This is a genomic window from Neptunomonas sp. CHC150 (assembly GCF_030397555.1).
GTDB classification, from domain to species: Bacteria; Pseudomonadota; Gammaproteobacteria; order Pseudomonadales; family Balneatricaceae; genus Neptunomonas; species Neptunomonas phycophila.
The window spans coordinates 58,386-75,076 of sequence record NZ_JAPNXU010000010.1 but is presented as its reverse complement, the minus strand read 5'-3'; the positions used below and the strand labels follow the sequence as shown (position 1 = coordinate 75,076).

General features: G+C 45.3%; 14 protein-coding genes and 6 tRNA genes. 15 read left to right on the top strand and 5 right to left on the bottom strand.

Annotation, left to right across the window (positions count from 1 at the left end; translation table 11 throughout):
* Nucleotides 1-6 precede the first annotated feature (6 nt).
* From alaS to OW491_RS12070, 12 genes are all read left to right on the top strand, one after another.
* Entirely contained in the window at nucleotides 7-2,598 is a 2,592-nt protein-coding gene (gene alaS, locus OW491_RS12125; RefSeq protein WP_290036552.1) for an alanine--tRNA ligase, read from the top strand.
* A gap of 41 nt (nucleotides 2,599-2,639) precedes the next feature.
* Complete coding sequence (locus OW491_RS12120; protein WP_075171227.1) at nucleotides 2,640-3,875, top strand: aspartate kinase; 1,236 nt, start codon at nucleotides 2,640-2,642, stop codon at nucleotides 3,873-3,875.
* 114 nt (nucleotides 3,876-3,989) lie between these two features.
* Entirely contained in the window at nucleotides 3,990-4,178 is a 189-nt protein-coding gene (gene csrA, locus OW491_RS12115; protein ID WP_075171228.1) for a carbon storage regulator CsrA, read from the top strand.
* Nucleotides 4,179-4,239: 61 nt separating this feature from the next.
* Nucleotides 4,240-4,329, top strand: a tRNA-Ser gene (locus OW491_RS12110).
* A 3-nt stretch (nucleotides 4,330-4,332) separates the two neighbouring features.
* Nucleotides 4,333-4,409 (top strand) — tRNA-Arg (locus tag OW491_RS12105).
* A gap of 23 nt (nucleotides 4,410-4,432) precedes the next feature.
* Nucleotides 4,433-4,509, top strand: a tRNA-Arg gene (locus OW491_RS12100).
* A gap of 41 nt (nucleotides 4,510-4,550) precedes the next feature.
* A tRNA-Arg gene (locus tag OW491_RS12095) sits at nucleotides 4,551-4,627 on the top strand.
* Between the two features lie 36 nt (nucleotides 4,628-4,663).
* Nucleotides 4,664-4,740, top strand: a tRNA-Arg gene (locus OW491_RS12090).
* 75 nt (nucleotides 4,741-4,815) lie between these two features.
* The gene (gene thiI, locus OW491_RS12085; protein ID WP_290036204.1) at nucleotides 4,816-6,273 is read left to right on the top strand and encodes a tRNA uracil 4-sulfurtransferase ThiI; all 1,458 of its coding nucleotides are present in this window, start codon (nucleotides 4,816-4,818) and stop codon (nucleotides 6,271-6,273) included.
* Between the two features lie 254 nt (nucleotides 6,274-6,527).
* A complete protein-coding gene (locus OW491_RS12080) occupies nucleotides 6,528-6,773 on the top strand; it encodes an OadG family protein (RefSeq protein ID WP_075171230.1) in 246 nt (81 codons plus the stop codon).
* 72 nt (nucleotides 6,774-6,845) lie between these two features.
* Entirely contained in the window at nucleotides 6,846-8,630 is a 1,785-nt protein-coding gene (oadA, locus tag OW491_RS12075; RefSeq protein WP_075171231.1) for a sodium-extruding oxaloacetate decarboxylase subunit alpha, read from the top strand.
* Nucleotides 8,631-8,642: 12 nt separating this feature from the next.
* Entirely contained in the window at nucleotides 8,643-9,944 is a 1,302-nt protein-coding gene (locus OW491_RS12070; RefSeq protein ID WP_075171232.1) for a sodium ion-translocating decarboxylase subunit beta, read from the top strand.
* 94 nt (nucleotides 9,945-10,038) lie between these two features.
* Here the strand turns inward: OW491_RS12070 and OW491_RS12065 are convergent, their stop codons facing one another.
* Nucleotides 10,039-10,962 (bottom strand): histone deacetylase family protein, encoded by a 924-nt coding sequence (locus OW491_RS12065; protein WP_178967961.1) that lies wholly within the window; start codon nucleotides 10,960-10,962, stop codon nucleotides 10,039-10,041.
* A gap of 288 nt (nucleotides 10,963-11,250) precedes the next feature.
* Between OW491_RS12065 and OW491_RS12060 the strand changes: the two genes are divergently transcribed.
* Nucleotides 11,251-12,870 (top strand): tetratricopeptide repeat protein, encoded by a 1,620-nt coding sequence (locus OW491_RS12060; RefSeq protein WP_343287617.1) that lies wholly within the window; start codon nucleotides 11,251-11,253, stop codon nucleotides 12,868-12,870.
* Between the two features lies 1 nt (nucleotide 12,871).
* On the opposite strand, the gene OW491_RS12055 is transcribed toward OW491_RS12060, so the two are convergent.
* The 4 genes from OW491_RS12055 to flgA all read right to left on the bottom strand — a co-directional run bounded on the left by OW491_RS12055 (nucleotide 12,872) and on the right by flgA (nucleotide 14,656).
* Nucleotides 12,872-12,947: transfer RNA gene (locus OW491_RS12055), tRNA-Arg, on the bottom strand.
* 57 nt (nucleotides 12,948-13,004) lie between these two features.
* Nucleotides 13,005-13,499, bottom strand: a complete 495-nt coding sequence (locus OW491_RS12050; RefSeq protein WP_075171235.1) for a flagellar protein FlgN — start codon at nucleotides 13,497-13,499, stop codon at nucleotides 13,005-13,007.
* Nucleotides 13,500-13,503: 4 nt separating this feature from the next.
* Entirely contained in the window at nucleotides 13,504-13,812 is a 309-nt protein-coding gene (flgM, locus tag OW491_RS12045) for a flagellar biosynthesis anti-sigma factor FlgM (RefSeq protein WP_290036203.1), read from the bottom strand.
* A gap of 130 nt (nucleotides 13,813-13,942) precedes the next feature.
* Nucleotides 13,943-14,656 carry a flagellar basal body P-ring formation chaperone FlgA gene (flgA, locus tag OW491_RS12040; protein ID WP_290036200.1) on the bottom strand — a complete coding sequence of 238 codons (714 nt, stop codon included), beginning with the start codon at nucleotides 14,654-14,656 and terminating at the stop codon, nucleotides 13,943-13,945.
* Between the two features lie 68 nt (nucleotides 14,657-14,724).
* Between flgA and OW491_RS12035 the strand changes: the two genes are divergently transcribed.
* Nucleotides 14,725-15,666 (top strand): chemotaxis protein CheV, encoded by a 942-nt coding sequence (locus tag OW491_RS12035; RefSeq protein ID WP_075171238.1) that lies wholly within the window; start codon nucleotides 14,725-14,727, stop codon nucleotides 15,664-15,666.
* 12 nt (nucleotides 15,667-15,678) lie between these two features.
* Complete coding sequence (locus OW491_RS12030) at nucleotides 15,679-16,527, top strand: protein-glutamate O-methyltransferase CheR (RefSeq protein ID WP_290036199.1); 849 nt, start codon at nucleotides 15,679-15,681, stop codon at nucleotides 16,525-16,527.
* Nucleotides 16,528-16,691: the final 164 nt, after the last annotated feature.

Here is a 16,691-nt window from a genome sequence, read left to right as displayed (position 1 = left end):
AAATACATGACAAGTGCCGAGATTCGCCAGGCTTTCCTGGATTATTTCAATCAGCAAGGGCATGAGGTAGTTCCTTCAAGCTCTCTTATTCCTGCCAATGACCCGACGTTGTTATTTACTAATGCGGGTATGGTTCAGTTTAAAGACGTTTTTTTGGGGGACGATAAGCGTCCTTATAACCGCGCAACCAGCTCACAACGTTGTGTGCGAGCAGGCGGTAAGCATAACGATTTAGAAAACGTCGGTTACACTGCACGCCATCATACTTTCTTTGAAATGCTAGGTAACTTTAGCTTTGGCGACTACTTCAAGCCAGAAGCAATACGTTTTGCCTGGACATTCCTAACAGAAACGCTGGGGATTCCTAAAGAGAAACTGTGGGTCACTGTTCATCATAGTGACGATGAAGCAGAAAAAATCTGGAAAGAAGAGGTAGGAGTTGATCCTGAACGTTTCTCAAAGTTAGGGGATGACAATTTCTGGTCTATGGGTGATACCGGCCCTTGTGGTCCTTGCACCGAAATTTTTTATGATCACGGCGATTCAGTATGGGGCGGCCCACCGGGAAGTCCAGAAGAAGACGGCGATCGCTATATCGAAATTTGGAACGTTGTATTTATGCAATACAACCGTGCCGCTGATGGTGAAATGACGCCACTACCACGTCAGTCCGTTGACACCGGAATGGGACTTGAACGTATAGCAGCCGTTATGCAAAACGTGCATAGCAACTACGAGATTGATTTATTCCAGCGCTTACTTGAAGCCACGGCTAAAGCTGTGGGTACTCAGGATATGGATAGTAAATCATTGCGTGTTATTGCTGACCATATCCGTTCAACAGCGTTCTTAATTGTTGATGGTGTAACACCATCCAATGAAGGGCGTGGATATGTGTTGCGCCGCATTATGCGACGTGCTATCCGGCACGGTAATAAGCTCGGTGCTCAAGGGGCTTTCTTTCATACACTGACCGCGGCACTCGTTAATGAAATGGGTGAAGCCTACCCAGAACTTACCGAGCAACAGGCTTTGGTTGAGCGTGTTATAGCTAAAGAAGAAGAGCAGTTTGCTAAGACGCTTGATAACGGCATGCGTTTATTAACGGATGCTATCGCATCGATGGAAGGGACGGTTCTATCTGGCGAAACTGTTTTCCGCTTGTACGATACCTATGGTTTCCCTGTAGATTTAACGGCTGACGTGGCACGTGAACAAGATCTAACACTCGATATGGAAGGCTTTGATGCGGCAATGGAGCAACAGCGCCAGCGAGCTCGTGCATCAGGCGCGTTTAATGTCGATTATAACGAAAAGTTAGATATTGAAGGCGAAACAGGTTTTACCGGGTATGAAGACCTAGAAGGCTCATCTAGCGTGGTCGCTTTGTTTAAAGGTGGAGAGTCTGTCTCTGAACTAACGGCCGGTGAGTCTGGGGTTGTTGTGTTGGATAACACACCGTTTTACGCCGAATCAGGTGGTCAGGCGGGTGATCATGGAACCTTGTCATGGGGCAGTGGACAATTTACCGTCACTGATTGCACAAAAGAGCAAAAGAACCATTTACACATAGGTCAATTAACAGAGGGCGTGTTACGCGTTGGTGCAACGGTATCAACGACTGTTGATATGGCTAACCGTAAAGCGACAGCGTTAAATCACTCAGCAACGCACTTGTTGCACGCTGCTTTACGTGACGTATTGGGCGATCACGTACAGCAAAAAGGCTCGCTCGTTAACGCTGAGCGATTGCGTTTTGACTTTGCACACTTCGAAGCTGTATCAGCCCAAGAGTTGGCAGCCGTTGAGCAGATGGTAAATCAATATATTCGCCAAAACTCTCCGGTGACGACCGAACTGATGGCGATTGATGAGGCCAAAGGTAAAGGCGCAATGGCGTTGTTCGGCGAGAAATATGACGATGAAGTGCGCGTTCTCACGATGGGTGACGGATTCTCTGTTGAGTTGTGCGGGGGGACGCATGCACAACGCACAGGCGATATTGGTTTGCTGAAAATAGTATCAGAAAGCGGTATTGCCTCTGGAGTTCGCCGTATCGAAGCGGTAACCGGTGAAGGTGCGCTGGCTTATTTAAATCAAGGTGAGCAGGCCTTATCTGATATTGCAGGGGTTTTGAAAGGCTCACGTGATTCCGTCGTTGATAAAGTGAAAGGTTTGTCTGAGCGTAATCGCCAGTTAGAGAAAGAACTAGATCAGCTTAAAGCGAAGCTAACAGCGGCGAAAAGCGGCGATATGGCAGCTAATGCTGAAACGATTAATGGTATCAAAGTTTTGGTTGCAAAACTTGAAGGTGATGAAGCAAAGGCACTGCGAGACACTATTGATCAGCTGAAAAACAAGCTAGGTTCCGCCGTTGTAGTTTTAGCTGCTGAAGAAAATGGCAAAATTAGTGTGGCAGCTGGCGTAACTAAAGATCTCATTTCGCGTATTAAAGCAGGGGATCTAGTAAAAGAACTTACCGCTAAATTGGGCGGTAAAGGTGGTGGACGTCCTGATTTCGCTCAGGGTGGAGGTACTGATGTGGCCGCATTGCCAGAAGCTCTGGCATCTGTGAAAGCGACGGTAGCAAACGTATAAGCGCGGAGCGGCTGTGCAGGCCGCTGGAGACAAGTATTACAATGGCACTCTACGTACAAAAATACGGTGGAACCTCAGTAGGCACGGTTGAGCGTATTGAGGCAGTTGCAGACAAACTGCAACGTTTTAAAGAAGAAGGGCACGATTTGGTGGTTGCTGTGTCTGCAATGAGCGGTGAAACTAACCGCTTAATTGGTTTGGCCAATGCAATCCAAGATGATCCGTCCCCGCGAGAAATGGACGTATTAGTATCGACTGGTGAGCAGGTGACTATTGCGCTGTTGTGCATGGCATTACAGAAACGTGGTATTCAAGCGCGATCCTATACAGGTAGCCAGGTGCGCATTTTAACAGATAGCGCTCATATGAAAGCGCGTATTCAAGACATTGATGTCGAGCGTATGCGCGGTGATCTAGAGGCTGGTCGTGTTGTGGTAGTGGCAGGTTTCCAAGGTGTCGATGCTGAAGGAAATATCACTACTTTGGGCCGGGGAGGCTCCGATACTACTGGTGTAGCGCTGGCTGCTGCATTGAAAGCGGATGAGTGTCAGATCTATACGGACGTTGATGGCGTATACACAACAGACCCAAGAGTTGTTGAAGATGCCCAGCGTTTAGAAAAAATTACTTTTGAAGAAATGCTGGAAATGGCGAGTTTAGGTTCAAAAGTATTGCAAATTCGCTCAGTTGAATTTGCCGGCAAATACAAGGTTCCATTGCGTGTCCTATCGAGCTTTAAAGACGGCCCAGGCACGTTGATTACGACAGAGGAAGAAGAAACAGTGGAAAAGCCAGTTATTTCAGGTATTGCTTTTAACCGTGATGAAGCCAAGCTGACTGTTCAGGGCGTGCCTGATATTCCTGGCGTTGCTTCTCGCATCCTAGGGCCGATTAGTGACGCTAATATTGAAGTTGATATGATCGTGCAAAACATTGCAGCTGATCAAACAACAGATTTCACCTTTACAGTTCACAGAAACGACTATACTAAAGCTGAGACCATTCTTCGCGGTATCGCTAAAGACTTAGGTGCACGTGAAGTGGTGGGTAACAATAAGATCGCTAAAGTATCGATTGTTGGTGTAGGAATGCGCTCTCATGCCGGTGTTGCAAGCAAAATGTTTGACGCCTTAGCGCTTGAGAATATAAATATTCAGATGATTTCAACATCAGAAATTAAGGTTTCTGTTGTGATTGCCGAAAAATATTTGGAGTTAGCTGTTCGTTCATTACATTCAGCGTTTGATTTGGGCAAGGTAGACACTGTCAGTGAATGACGACGCTTAATAATTGGTCTATGATAGCGGCCAATTTAAAGCGCTGAGAGGGGCTTACAGGCCACTCTCAGCTGATAGTGTTTTATGTATTCAGGAAGAACAGGAGATCCAACTATGTTGATTTTGACGCGTCGTGTGGGCGAGACGCTAATGGTAGGTGACGATGTCACGGTAACCGTACTCGGTGTTAAGGGTAATCAAGTGCGTATTGGTGTTAATGCACCGAAAGACGTTTCTGTACATCGTGAAGAGATTTATGAGCGTATTCAGCGTGAGAAAGGAGACTCTGACGAACAAAACTGAAATTTTTGAAAGTTTTCCTTTTCTTTTGAAAATCAGTTTTGTATAGTACGCGCCGTTGATTGGTGAGATGGCCGAGTGGCTGAAGGCGCGCCCCTGCTAAGGGCGTATAGGGGAAACTCTATCGAGGGTTCGAATCCCTCTCTCACCGCCATTTGCGCCCGTAGCTCAGCTGGATAGAGTACCTGGCTACGAACCAGGCGGTCGCACGTTCGAATCGTGCCGGGCGCACCATCAACGCATTGTTTTAAGAGTAAGCGCCCGTAGCTCAGCTGGATAGAGTACCTGGCTACGAACCAGGCGGTCGCACGTTCGAATCGTGCCGGGCGCACCACTCTTAAAATAATCATCCCTGTAAAGTAAGTCATTAGATAAGCGCCCGTAGCTCAGCTGGATAGAGTACCTGGCTACGAACCAGGCGGTCGCACGTTCGAATCGTGCCGGGCGCACCATCTAATAATCTACTCTTCACACATTTATATGTTTATGCGCCCGTAGCTCAGCTGGATAGAGTACCTGGCTACGAACCAGGCGGTCGCACGTTCGAATCGTGCCGGGCGCACCATATAAATAATCAGTTTGCTCTTCAATTGCTAGACTCTAATTAATAAACATCCTGACAACTACTCGTGTATTGATTATGAAATTCATCATTAAGCTATTTCCTGAAATTACTATTAAAAGCCGTCCAGTTCGCCGTCGCTTTATTCAGCGTCTGCAGAGTAATTTGCAGGTGGTTGTTAAACGAGCCTGTCCAAGTGCAACTGTGAGTGCCTTTTGGGATAAATTAGAAGTGGTGCTACCTGAAGAGCATTCAGAGTATCGTGATGATGTCGTTGCAACCATGAAGCGTGTGCCGGGAATAGCGCATTTTTTAGAGGTTACTGAATATCCTTTTGTTGATTTTCATGATGCTTTTGAAAAAACGTTAGCGCTTTATCGTGGTCGTTTGAAAGACCAGACGTTTAAAGTGCGTGTAAAACGTTCTGGCTCCCACGACTTTACCTCGGTTGAGCTTGAGCGTTATATCGGTGGTGGTTTATTACAACATTCTGAATCGGCTGGCGTTGATGTTAGAAAGCCCGAGCTTTATGTAGATTTAGAAATTGTTAAGGATCAAATGTTCATTATTGATCAGCAGCACCAAGGGCTGGGGGGCTACCCATTAGGCTCCCAAGAAGCGGTGCTCTCTTTGATCTCAGGCGGCTTTGATTCAGTGGTAGCGTCTTATATGACTATGCGTCGAGGCTCTAAAACACATTTTCTGTTTTTCAACTTGGGCGGTAAAGCTCACGAAATAGGTGTGAAGCAAGTAGCGTTGCACTTGTGGGAGCAGTATGGCGCTAGTGCGCGGGTTAAGTTTATTTCAGTTCCTTTTGATGAAGTGGTAGGAGAAATTCTCCAAAACGTTAACCATTCACATATGGGAGTGGTTCTTAAGCGCCAGATGATGCGCGCCGCGGAGCAAGTAGCTGACTTTATGGGCATTGATGCGCTGGTTACTGGTGAGAGTATTGCTCAAGTGTCTAGCCAAACAATCCCAAACTTGACCGTTATCGACCAATCAACCACTAAGCTGATTGTGCGGCCGCTGATCACTATGGATAAACAAGAGATCGTTAATAAGACTAAAGAGCTAGGTTGTTTTGATATTGTCAAAATGATTCCTGAGTACTGCGGTGTTATTTCTGATAGGCCAACCACTAAAGCAAAGCTGGATCGAGTCGTGAAAGAAGAGGCTTTATTAGATGAAGCTGTATTGGCCAAGGCTGTTGAGCGTTGTAATGTAGTGGCCATCGATGAAATTATTAAGAATCTTGATATTCAAAGCGATATTGAAGCGCTGACTAAAGTATCAGAAAATCAAATAGTTGTTGATGTTAGAGCGCCGCATGAGCAAGAAAAAACTCCACTTAATATGCCTGGATGTGATGTCATTTCAGTCCCTTTCTATGAGTTAGAAACGGCCTCAGATTCGTGGGTTCCTGAAAAAGAATACCTACTGTATTGTGATAAAGGTGTTATGAGTCATCTGCATGCCCAGAACTTACAGGAAAAGGGTTTGGGGAACGTTAAAGTATATCGTCCTAAGGTCTAAAAAGGCTTTTACTAAAGTAGTATTTCATCCTATCTTATTGATTTTGTTGTAGGTCTGGCTTTTTTTAGCACGTTAGAAAGCTAACTAAAAGTTGACCTACACCCCCCTTCCTCAGTTGCTACATGCATGCTTTTCGGGTTTAATGCGTGGAGCGATTCATGTCTGATACGTTTCAAAAACTCTTAAAACGAGTGCTTTGGCCTCTGTTGGATATGTTGCGCGCACACAATAAAACAATTTAGGAGCAGCCACAGATGAATAATCTGTTATCAGAAGGCCTCGGATTGATGGTTTTCGGTATGGGCTTTGTCTTCCTATTCCTGACGCTTTTAGTTTTCGTTACTGGTTTCATGTCTAAATTAGTCATGAAGTACGAGCCAGCGCCTAAACCAAAAGCAGCAAAGCCGCTACCTAACAGTGCAGGTAAGGCCGTAGCTCAGGGTGGGAATGATGAACTGGTTGCGGTGATTACCGCTGCCGTTCATAAGTACAGATCATAACTATCGTTCATAAGAAACGAACTATATAACAACAATATAAATGCACTATTTTCGACAGAAGGCCTTTTACACATGTCCGATGCAAAGAAACCGCTAGGTATAACTGACGTTGTTCTTCGCGATGCGCATCAGTCGCTGTTCGCTACGCGTATGCGTATTGACGATATGCTTCCCATCGCCGAAAAACTGGATAAAGTAGGTTTCTGGTCCCTAGAAAGCTGGGGCGGAGCCACATTTGATAGCTGTATACGCTTTATCGGAGAAGATCCTTGGGATCGTATCCGTGAATTGAAGGCAGTTATGCCAAACACTCAACAACAAATGTTGTTACGTGGACAAAACTTACTAGGTTATCGACATTATGCTGATGACGTAGTTTTCAAGTTTGTTGAACGAGCAGCAAAAAACGGTGTTGATGTTTTCCGTATCTTTGATGCTATGAATGACCCGCGCAATCTGGAAACAGCAATCAAAGCTGTTAAAGAATCTGGTAAGCATGCGCAAGGGACTATTTCATACACAACTAGCCCAGTGCATACCACTGAGACTTGGGTTGAGTATGCTAAAACCTTAGAAGATATGGGCGCTGACTCCATTGCTATCAAGGATATGTCGGGTATTCTGACACCTTATGATGCATTTGATCTCGTCTCTCGCCTTAAAGCGCAAACAGACTTAGAAGTTCAATTACACGCACATGCTACCTCTGGCTTATCAGATATGTCGATTCTGAAAGCCGTGGAAGCGGGTATTGATCGAGTCGATACTGCTATCTCTTCTATGTCTATGACGTACGGTCATACAGCAACAGAATCCGTAGTTGCCGCCCTGCAGGGGACTGATCGTGACACCGGCCTTGACCTAGAGGCTTTGGAAGAAATCGCTGCTTACTTCCGAGAAGTTCGTAAGAAATACGCCAAATTTGAAGGTTCATTGCGTGGTACTGATTCACGTATTTTGATTGCTCAAGTACCTGGCGGTATGTTGACGAACATGGAGAACCAGCTCAGAGAGCAGGGTGCTTCAGATAAGTTTGATGAAGTCTTAGCGGAAATTCCACGTGTCCGTAAAGACTTGGGCCATATCCCGCTGGTAACACCTACATCGCAAATTGTAGGGACTCAAGCTGTTATCAATATTTTGATGGGCGAGCGTTACAAAACAATCTCTAAAGAGGTGCAAGGGATCCTTAAAGGTGAATACGGCGCCGCGCCAGCTCCTTTTAATAGCGATTTGCAGGCGCGTGTTTTGGATGGCGCTGAAGCGATTACTTGTCGCCCTGCGGATATGCTGGAGCCTGAAGTGGAGCGTTTAACAGCGGAGCTTAAACAGCTTGCTGCTGATAAAGGTATCACTCTGGCTGACGGCGACAAGGTGATTGATGACGTGCTGACGTACGCTCTCTTCCCGCAAGTCGGCCTTAAATTCTTAGAAAACCGAAATAATCCGGATGCGTTTGAACCCGCGCCGACCTTAGAGGATGCACAAGCTATGGCTGCCCCTAAAAATACTGGACCTCAAGTTTATACAATCACAGTGAATGGTCAGAACTACGTTGTTCAAGTAGCTGAAGGTGGAGATGTCTCTTCAATTGCACCTGCACCAGCCGCGGCGGCTGCGGCAGCGCCAGTAGCTGCAGGCGCGGGTGAGGAAGTGCCAGCGCCTTTAGCGGGTAATATTTGGAAAGTCCAAGTGTCGGCTGGGCAAGCAATCCAAGAGGGTGATGTGTTAGTCATTCTAGAAGCGATGAAGATGGAAACAGAAGTACGCGCTGCTCGTGCGGGTACCGTTGTAGCCATCGACGTTAAAGAAGGTGATGCGGTTCAAGTTGGCGATTCGCTACTGACGCTAGCGTGAGGGATCACCTGAATGGATAAAGTGTTAGAACTCTGGCAAGCATCGGGGATATACAATATCTCCTTTGGCCAGTTCGTTATGATAGTAATTGGTTTGTTATTACTATTTTTAGCGATTCGTAAAAACTTTGAACCTTTGCTACTCGTCCCAATTGGGTTTGGTGGCATATTGGCAAACATACCAGAGGCTGGTCTGGCCTTCTCGGCTGTGGAGAATGCTATTCATTTTGCCTCGCCTGAGCTGATGGCCCAGTTTGCGAATATATTTGGTATAACGAGTACTGATCCGCATGATGTATTGCATGCTTATCATGTCTCCAACCCAAGTACTCATGCAGCTGCCTCCTTACTAGCTAATGATAGTGGTTATAACAATGGTATGTTGTATAACTTCTATAGTGTTGCTATTGCTTCGGGTGTTGCACCTTTGGTGATTTTCATGGGTGTTGGTGCTATGACGGACTTTGGGCCGTTATTAGCCAACCCTAAAACTTTATTCTTAGGCGCCGCCGCTCAGTTCGGTATCTTTGCGACAGTACTAGGTGCTGTTGGCTTGACGCAGCTGGGAATAATGGACTTTAGCATCCAAGACGCTGCCGCTATAGGCATAATTGGTGGCGCAGATGGCCCTACGGCTATTTATGTGGCTAGCTTGTTATCGCCTCAGTTGTTAGGCGCTATTGCGGTTGCTGCTTACTCTTATATGGCATTGGTTCCTTTGATTCAACCACCAATCATGCGTGCGTTGACTACAGAATCTGAGCGTCAAATTAAGATGGTTCAGTTACGCCATATTTCTAAAACAGAGAAAATCCTTTTCCCTATCTGTTTGCTTGTTCTGGTTGCTTTGTTGCTTCCTGATGCAGCACCGCTACTGGGTATGTTCTGTTTTGGTAACCTAATGAGAGAGTGTGGTGTTGTTGATCGTTTAAGTGATACAGCTCAAAACGCATTGATCAATATCGTAACAATATTCCTTGGCTTGTCTGTAGGTTCTAAGTTATCTGCTGATAAATTCCTAGACCTTCAAACGCTGGGTATTTTGGTGTTAGGTATTGTTGCTTTCGGTATTGGTACTGCATGCGGTGTTATCATGGCTAAAATCATGAATAAGATGGCAGGTGGTAATGCTATTAACCCACTGATCGGATCGGCTGGTGTCTCTGCTGTTCCGATGGCGGCTCGTGTATCCAACAAATTAGGCTTAGAAGCTAACTCTCAGAACTTCTTGTTGATGCATGCGATGGGGCCTAACGTAGCAGGTGTTATTGGTTCAGCCGTAGCGGCAGGTGTAATGATTAAGTTCGTTAGCTAAAGCTCGTGTCTTGGACGTAAAAAAGGCTGCATTTATTGCAGCCTTTTTTGTCTCTTACGATTGTGTCTGTTACTTGGCGAGAAGGGAGCTAGAGTTAATAGCCGAGTAGCGTTTCTAGATGTGCTTCTACGCTAAAGGCTAGAGCCACTGGGTTATAGCCACCTTCCAGTACAGAAACTACTCTTCCTTGTGAATAAGTTCGTGCTACATCTAAAATGAGTTTGGTTACCCAGCGATAATCTTCTTCATCGAGGTTGATATCAGCCATCGGATCTTCATGGTGGGCATCAAAACCGGCAGAGATAAAAATCATATCGGGCTTGTGTGCTTGTAGTGCAGGAAGCCAGTTCTTTTCGACTAAATTTCTAAAAAATAAGCTGTCACTGTGTGCAGGCATTGGGCAGTTGAGTATGTTGTCTCGCTGTATGTCTGCGTAGCGTTCGGGGTAAAACGGATGCTGGAATGTTGAGCATACCAGTACCTCTGGCTTGTCTTTAAAGATGTCTACGGTGCCATTACAGTGGTGGACATCGAAGTCCAGAATGGCGACACGATGAATATTGTCATTTTGTAGCGCTTGCATAGCTCCTATAGCCACGTTGTTATAAAAACAAAAACCCATAGGAGTGTTGTGTTCTGCATGATGCCCAGGAGGTCGCACTGCGCAAAAGGCGTTGGTGCTTTTGCCTGCTAGTACTCTATTCGTAGCTAATATAGCTGAGCCGGCTGCTAAGCTGGCCGCATGCAAAGATTGTGGGCAAAGTGCAGTATCTTCATCGGCGTAGATGACGCCTTCTTTGGGTTGCTTCATTAGCAACCGCTTTTCATGCAGACAGGCATGCGCTAAGGCGATTTGGTCGGAAGTCACGTGAACAGACTGCATCCGGTCAAGGTGTGAAATCAGCCCCGTTTTTTCTAAGACTTTATGTATGGCCATTAAACGAATAGGGCTTTCGGGGTGCTCTGGCCCCATATTGTGTAGCCCGCAATCATCGTGGCTGATTAAAGTAGTAGTCATGATTATCTTTTTTTATTGTCGATAGGGTGTTTTAAGTCAGTGTACTGCATAACTAGGGTGAATATCCCCTATGCAATGGTATGAATTGGGCGAGTGGTGGTGATCAATTGATCTGAATCATAGGCGTTATAGTGAGTGAGGCACTATTATTTGGGCCTGCATTGAATGTTTAACACTGGTGTGCACCCTCACCAGTGTCTTTTTTATGTATATGATTACTTCCACCCTTCATAGATGCCTCTTATACTGTTGATATCTTGATGTTTTTATCAGCTCCGGACGGCTAATGTGCAACTATCACCCGTAGACTATTCTGACAAGCAGGTGCTCTTAATAGAGAGCAGCGGAAATATGCGATCTACGGTCGTGTTTATGCTGCGACAGTTGGGTGTGAGTCATATTCAAGCCGTTGGTATTAATGATCAGGTGTATGATCTTCTAAAAGAAGAGAACTACGACATAGTCTTGTTAGGCCACAACCCTAGTGATCCCTTGACTGGCATGCAGATTTTAGAAGAGTGCCGTTATAAAAAGATCATAAAGCCAAATACTTGCTGGGTGTTTATGACCAGTGATGCATCTCAAGATGTTGTCTTGCATGTCGTGGAAAGTCAGCCTGATGCCGTTATTACTAAGCCGTTTTCAGCCGCCGAGCTTAAGCTCAGGCTTGATATGTTGCTGTATCGAAAACATGCGCTGTCGGCGGTCGAAGAGGCCATCCAAAAAGGCCAGTTGAGTCAGGCCGTTAAATTATGTGATCAAGTTGAGTTATCTGGCGCTAATTATGATTTTGTACAGCTCATCAAAGGCCGGTTATTGCTTCAGCTTAACCGCTTTGAAGAGGCAGAGCATTTTTTCAAGTACCGTTTTGCGCGCCTGAATGAAAAAGAAAGCGGTCCTTGTTTGGCGCAAGCGTATATCGGGCAGCAACGTTATTCTGACGCTAAAAGTATCTTGGTCGAAAGCATTGCAAAATTTCCATTGTTAATGACGTCCTATGACTTATTGGCACATGTCTTGGAAAAGACAGGGGAGTTAGAAGGTGCTCAAGAAGCACTTCAAGCAGCGACACAGCAGTCCCCTTTAAGTTTGTTGCGCAATATGGAGTTGGGGCGAATAGCGGTATACAACCGTAACTTATCCATAGCTGATCACGCTTTTAAGCGATCTATTAATTTGAATAAAACCAGTTGCTATCGGTCTGCTGAACCTTATTTGAAGCTGGCAAATGTCCGTCGTTTAGAAATGAAAGAAGTAGATGATCGCCAGCAAATAGCCCTTTATAACCAAGTTGAAGAGCTGCTCAATACAGCGGGCTTCCAGTACCCGCATGACGAAATTTTTAAGGTGAAAAGTGCGTTATTGAAAAGCCAAACGTGCACTGACTTGGGAGATACGGAGCGTGCAGAACAGCACCTTCAGCAAGCTGGCACCCTAGCTAAAAATTTGGATGAACCTTTTGATATTAAAAGGGAAATGTTGGAAGTTGTTGGCGATCCTTTACCTATATTGGACACACCTACCTCACCTAAACCTTTACCAGCAGCCAGTAAAAAAGTGGCACATAAGCACGACCCTGAAATGAGTCATAAAGTAAACCGTCTAGGCGTTACGCATTATAATGCGGCTAAAATAGCCCAAGCGATTCGTTATTTTGGTTTGGCAATAGAATACGATGCTAAAAATAGCCGTGCATTACTAAACTTAGCGCAGTTATTCTTAGAATCAGCGCGTCAGCAAAAAGAAAAACGTGAAGAACGTCTTAAAATGGTACAGCGATACCTGCGTTTGACGGTGCGTATGGAGTTGTCTGATATTGAAATGCAAAAGCGGCGTTTACTTGAGCGCTGCCTGCAAGAGCCCATCGAAAAACTACCCGAGGGTAGTCTTGGAGTATTGCTAAAGTAAATGGTCTCCCCGCAGGGACTCGAACCCCGATCTAAGCCTTAGGAGGGCCTCGTTCTATCCGGTTGAACTACAAGGAGATAATGGCGCCGATTCTACTGATTTTTGGCTAACTTTGAAAGCCTTGATGTACAGGTCTATGCTTTGCCTAGATGTGATTGGGAGCTGTAATCGCCTTTGGAGCCGGATGCGGTGTAAAGCGTGTTCGCTTGAGGTTTTCCGCGCAGCAGTGATAAAAGCTTATCCAGGCTTTGCTTGTTGCGCATGAGTACCAGTTCATTGCGCTGATTAGCTGCCATCACTGTTTTGAGTCTGTCTTCCAGAGTCGACCAGTTGGACAGAAACTTTTGCTTAATGTTTAGGTTGGGGATTTGCTGAGCGAGCTGGTCGATGCCTGCTTTATTTAGCGGAACGCCAGCCGTGCTCATGCATTCTGCGCGTTGCTTGTTATTGCTGTCGAATTGGCTAAGCAGTGACGCTTTTTGTTCAAACGTAGACTTTATAGCGTCGATGTCTCTGCTCTGAAACGCGCCTAGCTCTGTCGTTAGAATATTGTCCAGCTGCTCTAAAAGCAGAATACCCTCTTGAGTAAGGGTGTCTATCTTCGCGAGCGTAGAAGGATCGAGTGCCATAGCGTTAGCCCATTTGGCTCTCAAAATCGATCATTTTCCCCGCAACACGTTCAGCGTCAATGGCGTAAGAGCCATTGTCGATTGCTGCTTTAATGCGAGCAACTTTTTCAGAGTCTACGTCTGGGGTGTTAGCTATTTGTGCATCAGCCGCCTTTAAAGCGCGAGCAGTATCACTTAATTCTACCGTATCTTTTTGAACAGGTGCGATAGGAGTGCTTGTTGCAGGTGCAGCCCCATTACTTCGCTGGGTGCTGACCTTTTCACGTGCCGTCAACGCTTGTTGCGCTGAAGAGCTGTTAAGATCAATGACCATTTTTTCTACCCTCTATTGGTTCTTACTGACTATAACGGCTGCGATAGGGAATACTTTAGGAAAAAAGTCACTTATTTTTTTGCCGCTTAAAAACTGTATAAAGTATAAACAGAGCGCTTCTAAAATGCTACTAATAGGCTGGTGTTGCTGACACAACGCCACGGCTGATGACATAGGCGCGAATAGCTTTTTGCGAGCGACTATTCATCACATCAATTTGCTCCCCGAGTGAGCCGTCCTCCAAGGCGACGCCTTGTGTTCGAATACTGAGGCCCGATATTTGTGCTTGAATAATAACGCTGTCGCCTTTGTTAACGAGTAAGGCTGCTTCCAGTAATTGAGGGGTTAGCGCTGTATTGGGTGATAGAGAGCGTCGAGCCTTTAGCCCAATTACCTGAGCTGGATCTCTAAAATAGCCGCGGTTGAGTGTGGCCAAATTATCTTTCACAAAACGTATATCTTTTGCAGTGATACTGCTGCCTTTTGCGATGGCTCTGGCGGTGTAGGCAACGGGGGCGATAGCAATGACTTTGGCCGCGACATAAGTATGCCAAGTTTGTGGATCAGAGCAGGATACGCGTAAGGTTAATCGCCCACCCGGGGGGAGAGCTTTGGGGATAGGGAAAGATAAGTTTGAACATTTTCTTTGATTAATCCCTTCATTAATCGAGTTTATGTCTATAGTGATACTAGTGTGCGGTAGCTGTTTAGCAAAATGGGCTTCTAAACGCTGGGTGATGATTGTTTGCAGTGACTCAGCGGCCAAGGCTTTTGCGGGAAGCAGAAAAGAGCTAAATAGAATCTCTAAGGTGCCGACAACAAGGAATAGACGTTTAAAACTCACGGGATGGCCTGACTTACAGGTTATTGTCGTGGTGCCACTGATTAGTGACATAGAATTTGGTGTAGATCATGTCAGGTATTCTAGATACTGTAAACCTACGTACCCAGATGGTGGGGCAAAACCGGCTTGAGTTATTATTATTTGGCTTAGAGACGGAGCAAATTTATGGCATCAACGTATTTAAAGTACGTGAAGTGCTTCAATGCCCAGCCTTGACGGAAGTGCCACGATTAACCACGGCTATTAAAGGTATGGCTCACATTCGTGGAGAAACCATTCCTGTATTGGACTTATCAGAAGCGATAGGCCGACCTTCAGTACCGAAAGAAGAGCTACAACGTTGCTTTCTAATTGTTGCTGAATACAACAAGCGGACGTTGGCTTTCTTGGTTAGAAAGGTAGATAGAATATTGAACACTCACTGGGATCAGATAATGGCGCCGCCAGCTGAAATTGGTGTTGAAAACTACTTAACTGCCGTATTTGAGCACGATGGAAAGCTGATTGAAATCTTAGATGTGGAGCAAATTCTAGCTGACCTGTACCCAATGCGTACAAACGTAAGTGAAGAAATAGCCACAAAAGAAGTTAAAACGAAGGCAAGTGAATATCACATTCTGTGTGTGGATGATTCGAGTGTGGCTCGTAATCAAATGCAACGCAGTTTAGAAGACCTTGGGATTAAGGTCACTACGTGCAACAATGGACGTGCTGCATGGAATATGTTGAATGATCTCACCGATAAGGGCGTCGATGTAACGCAGCACTTTTTGATGATGATTTCAGATATCGAAATGCCAGAAATGGATGGTTATACACTGGCTGCTATGATCAGAGAAGATACGCGAATGGATAAAATGCATATCGTTCTGCACTCCTCATTGAGCGGCGGTTTTAACGTGTCGATGGTTAAAAAGGTAGGCGCCGATGGTTTCCTTGCTAAATTTAATCCGGATGATCTTGCTGGCGTAGTCGTTGATAGAATCCGAAAAATCGAGAGTCGTCGATAACAGGATATGGATATGTTCGATCAGTCAAGTAGCTTCAAGATATTGCAGGATGAGTTTGTTTTATTCAGTAAATATTTAGAGGATAATTGCGGAATATTATTGGCTGATCACAAGCAATATCTGGTTCAAAGCCGCCTAAATAAGATAATGCAAGAGTGTGCATACACAAACTTGAAAGAGCTTATTGGGCAGCTTAAACGGCCGGGTCAAAGCCGCCTTAAAGAACAGGTCATTGATGCCATGACCACCAACGAAACTTTATGGTTTCGTGATACCCACCCTTATGACATATTGAAAAGGCAGTTATTGCCCGAAATGCGTGATAAAAAACGTGCTCAGCGTTTACGTATTTGGTCTGCGGCGTGCTCAACAGGGCAAGAGCCGTATTCTATGAGCATGATTATTGATGAGTTTAAACAGGCAAACCCTGGTAGCTTCTCGGCGGGTGAAGAAATTTTAGCCACTGATATTTCTACCAATGTGCTGCAGCAAGCTCGTTCTGGTGAGTATGAGATGCTGGCTTTGGGTCGAGGGTTGGATAAAGAAAGACTTCAACGTCACTTCAAAGCCACCGAACGCGGTAGCTGGGTCATCAATCCGGGCATCAAGTCGCGTGTACGCTTTCAAAGTTTCAATTTATTAGATCAATACGGCACTCTAGGTCAGTTTGATATTATCTTTTGCCGTAACGTTCTGATTTATTTTTCATCTGAACTTAAAACGCAAATTTTGCGCAAAATGCATAAGCAGCTTGCACCTGGTGGCTATCTTGTTTTGGGAGCATCCGAATCGCTTTCTGGGTTAAGTGACTGTTACACGATGATTCATTGTCGTCCGGGTATTATTTACCAAGCAATTTGATTTTTACTGTTACTATATTCCTCCGCTGGTCGTAGGCGGCAACAAGCGGCATACCTTTGCCGCTTACCGCTCACTCTTCCCCTGTAAATCATCCCTTTTTCTATAAATCCCTTTAAAAACAATGTATTGATTTTTTGGCATGGTGTTTGCTTTTATCAAGATAG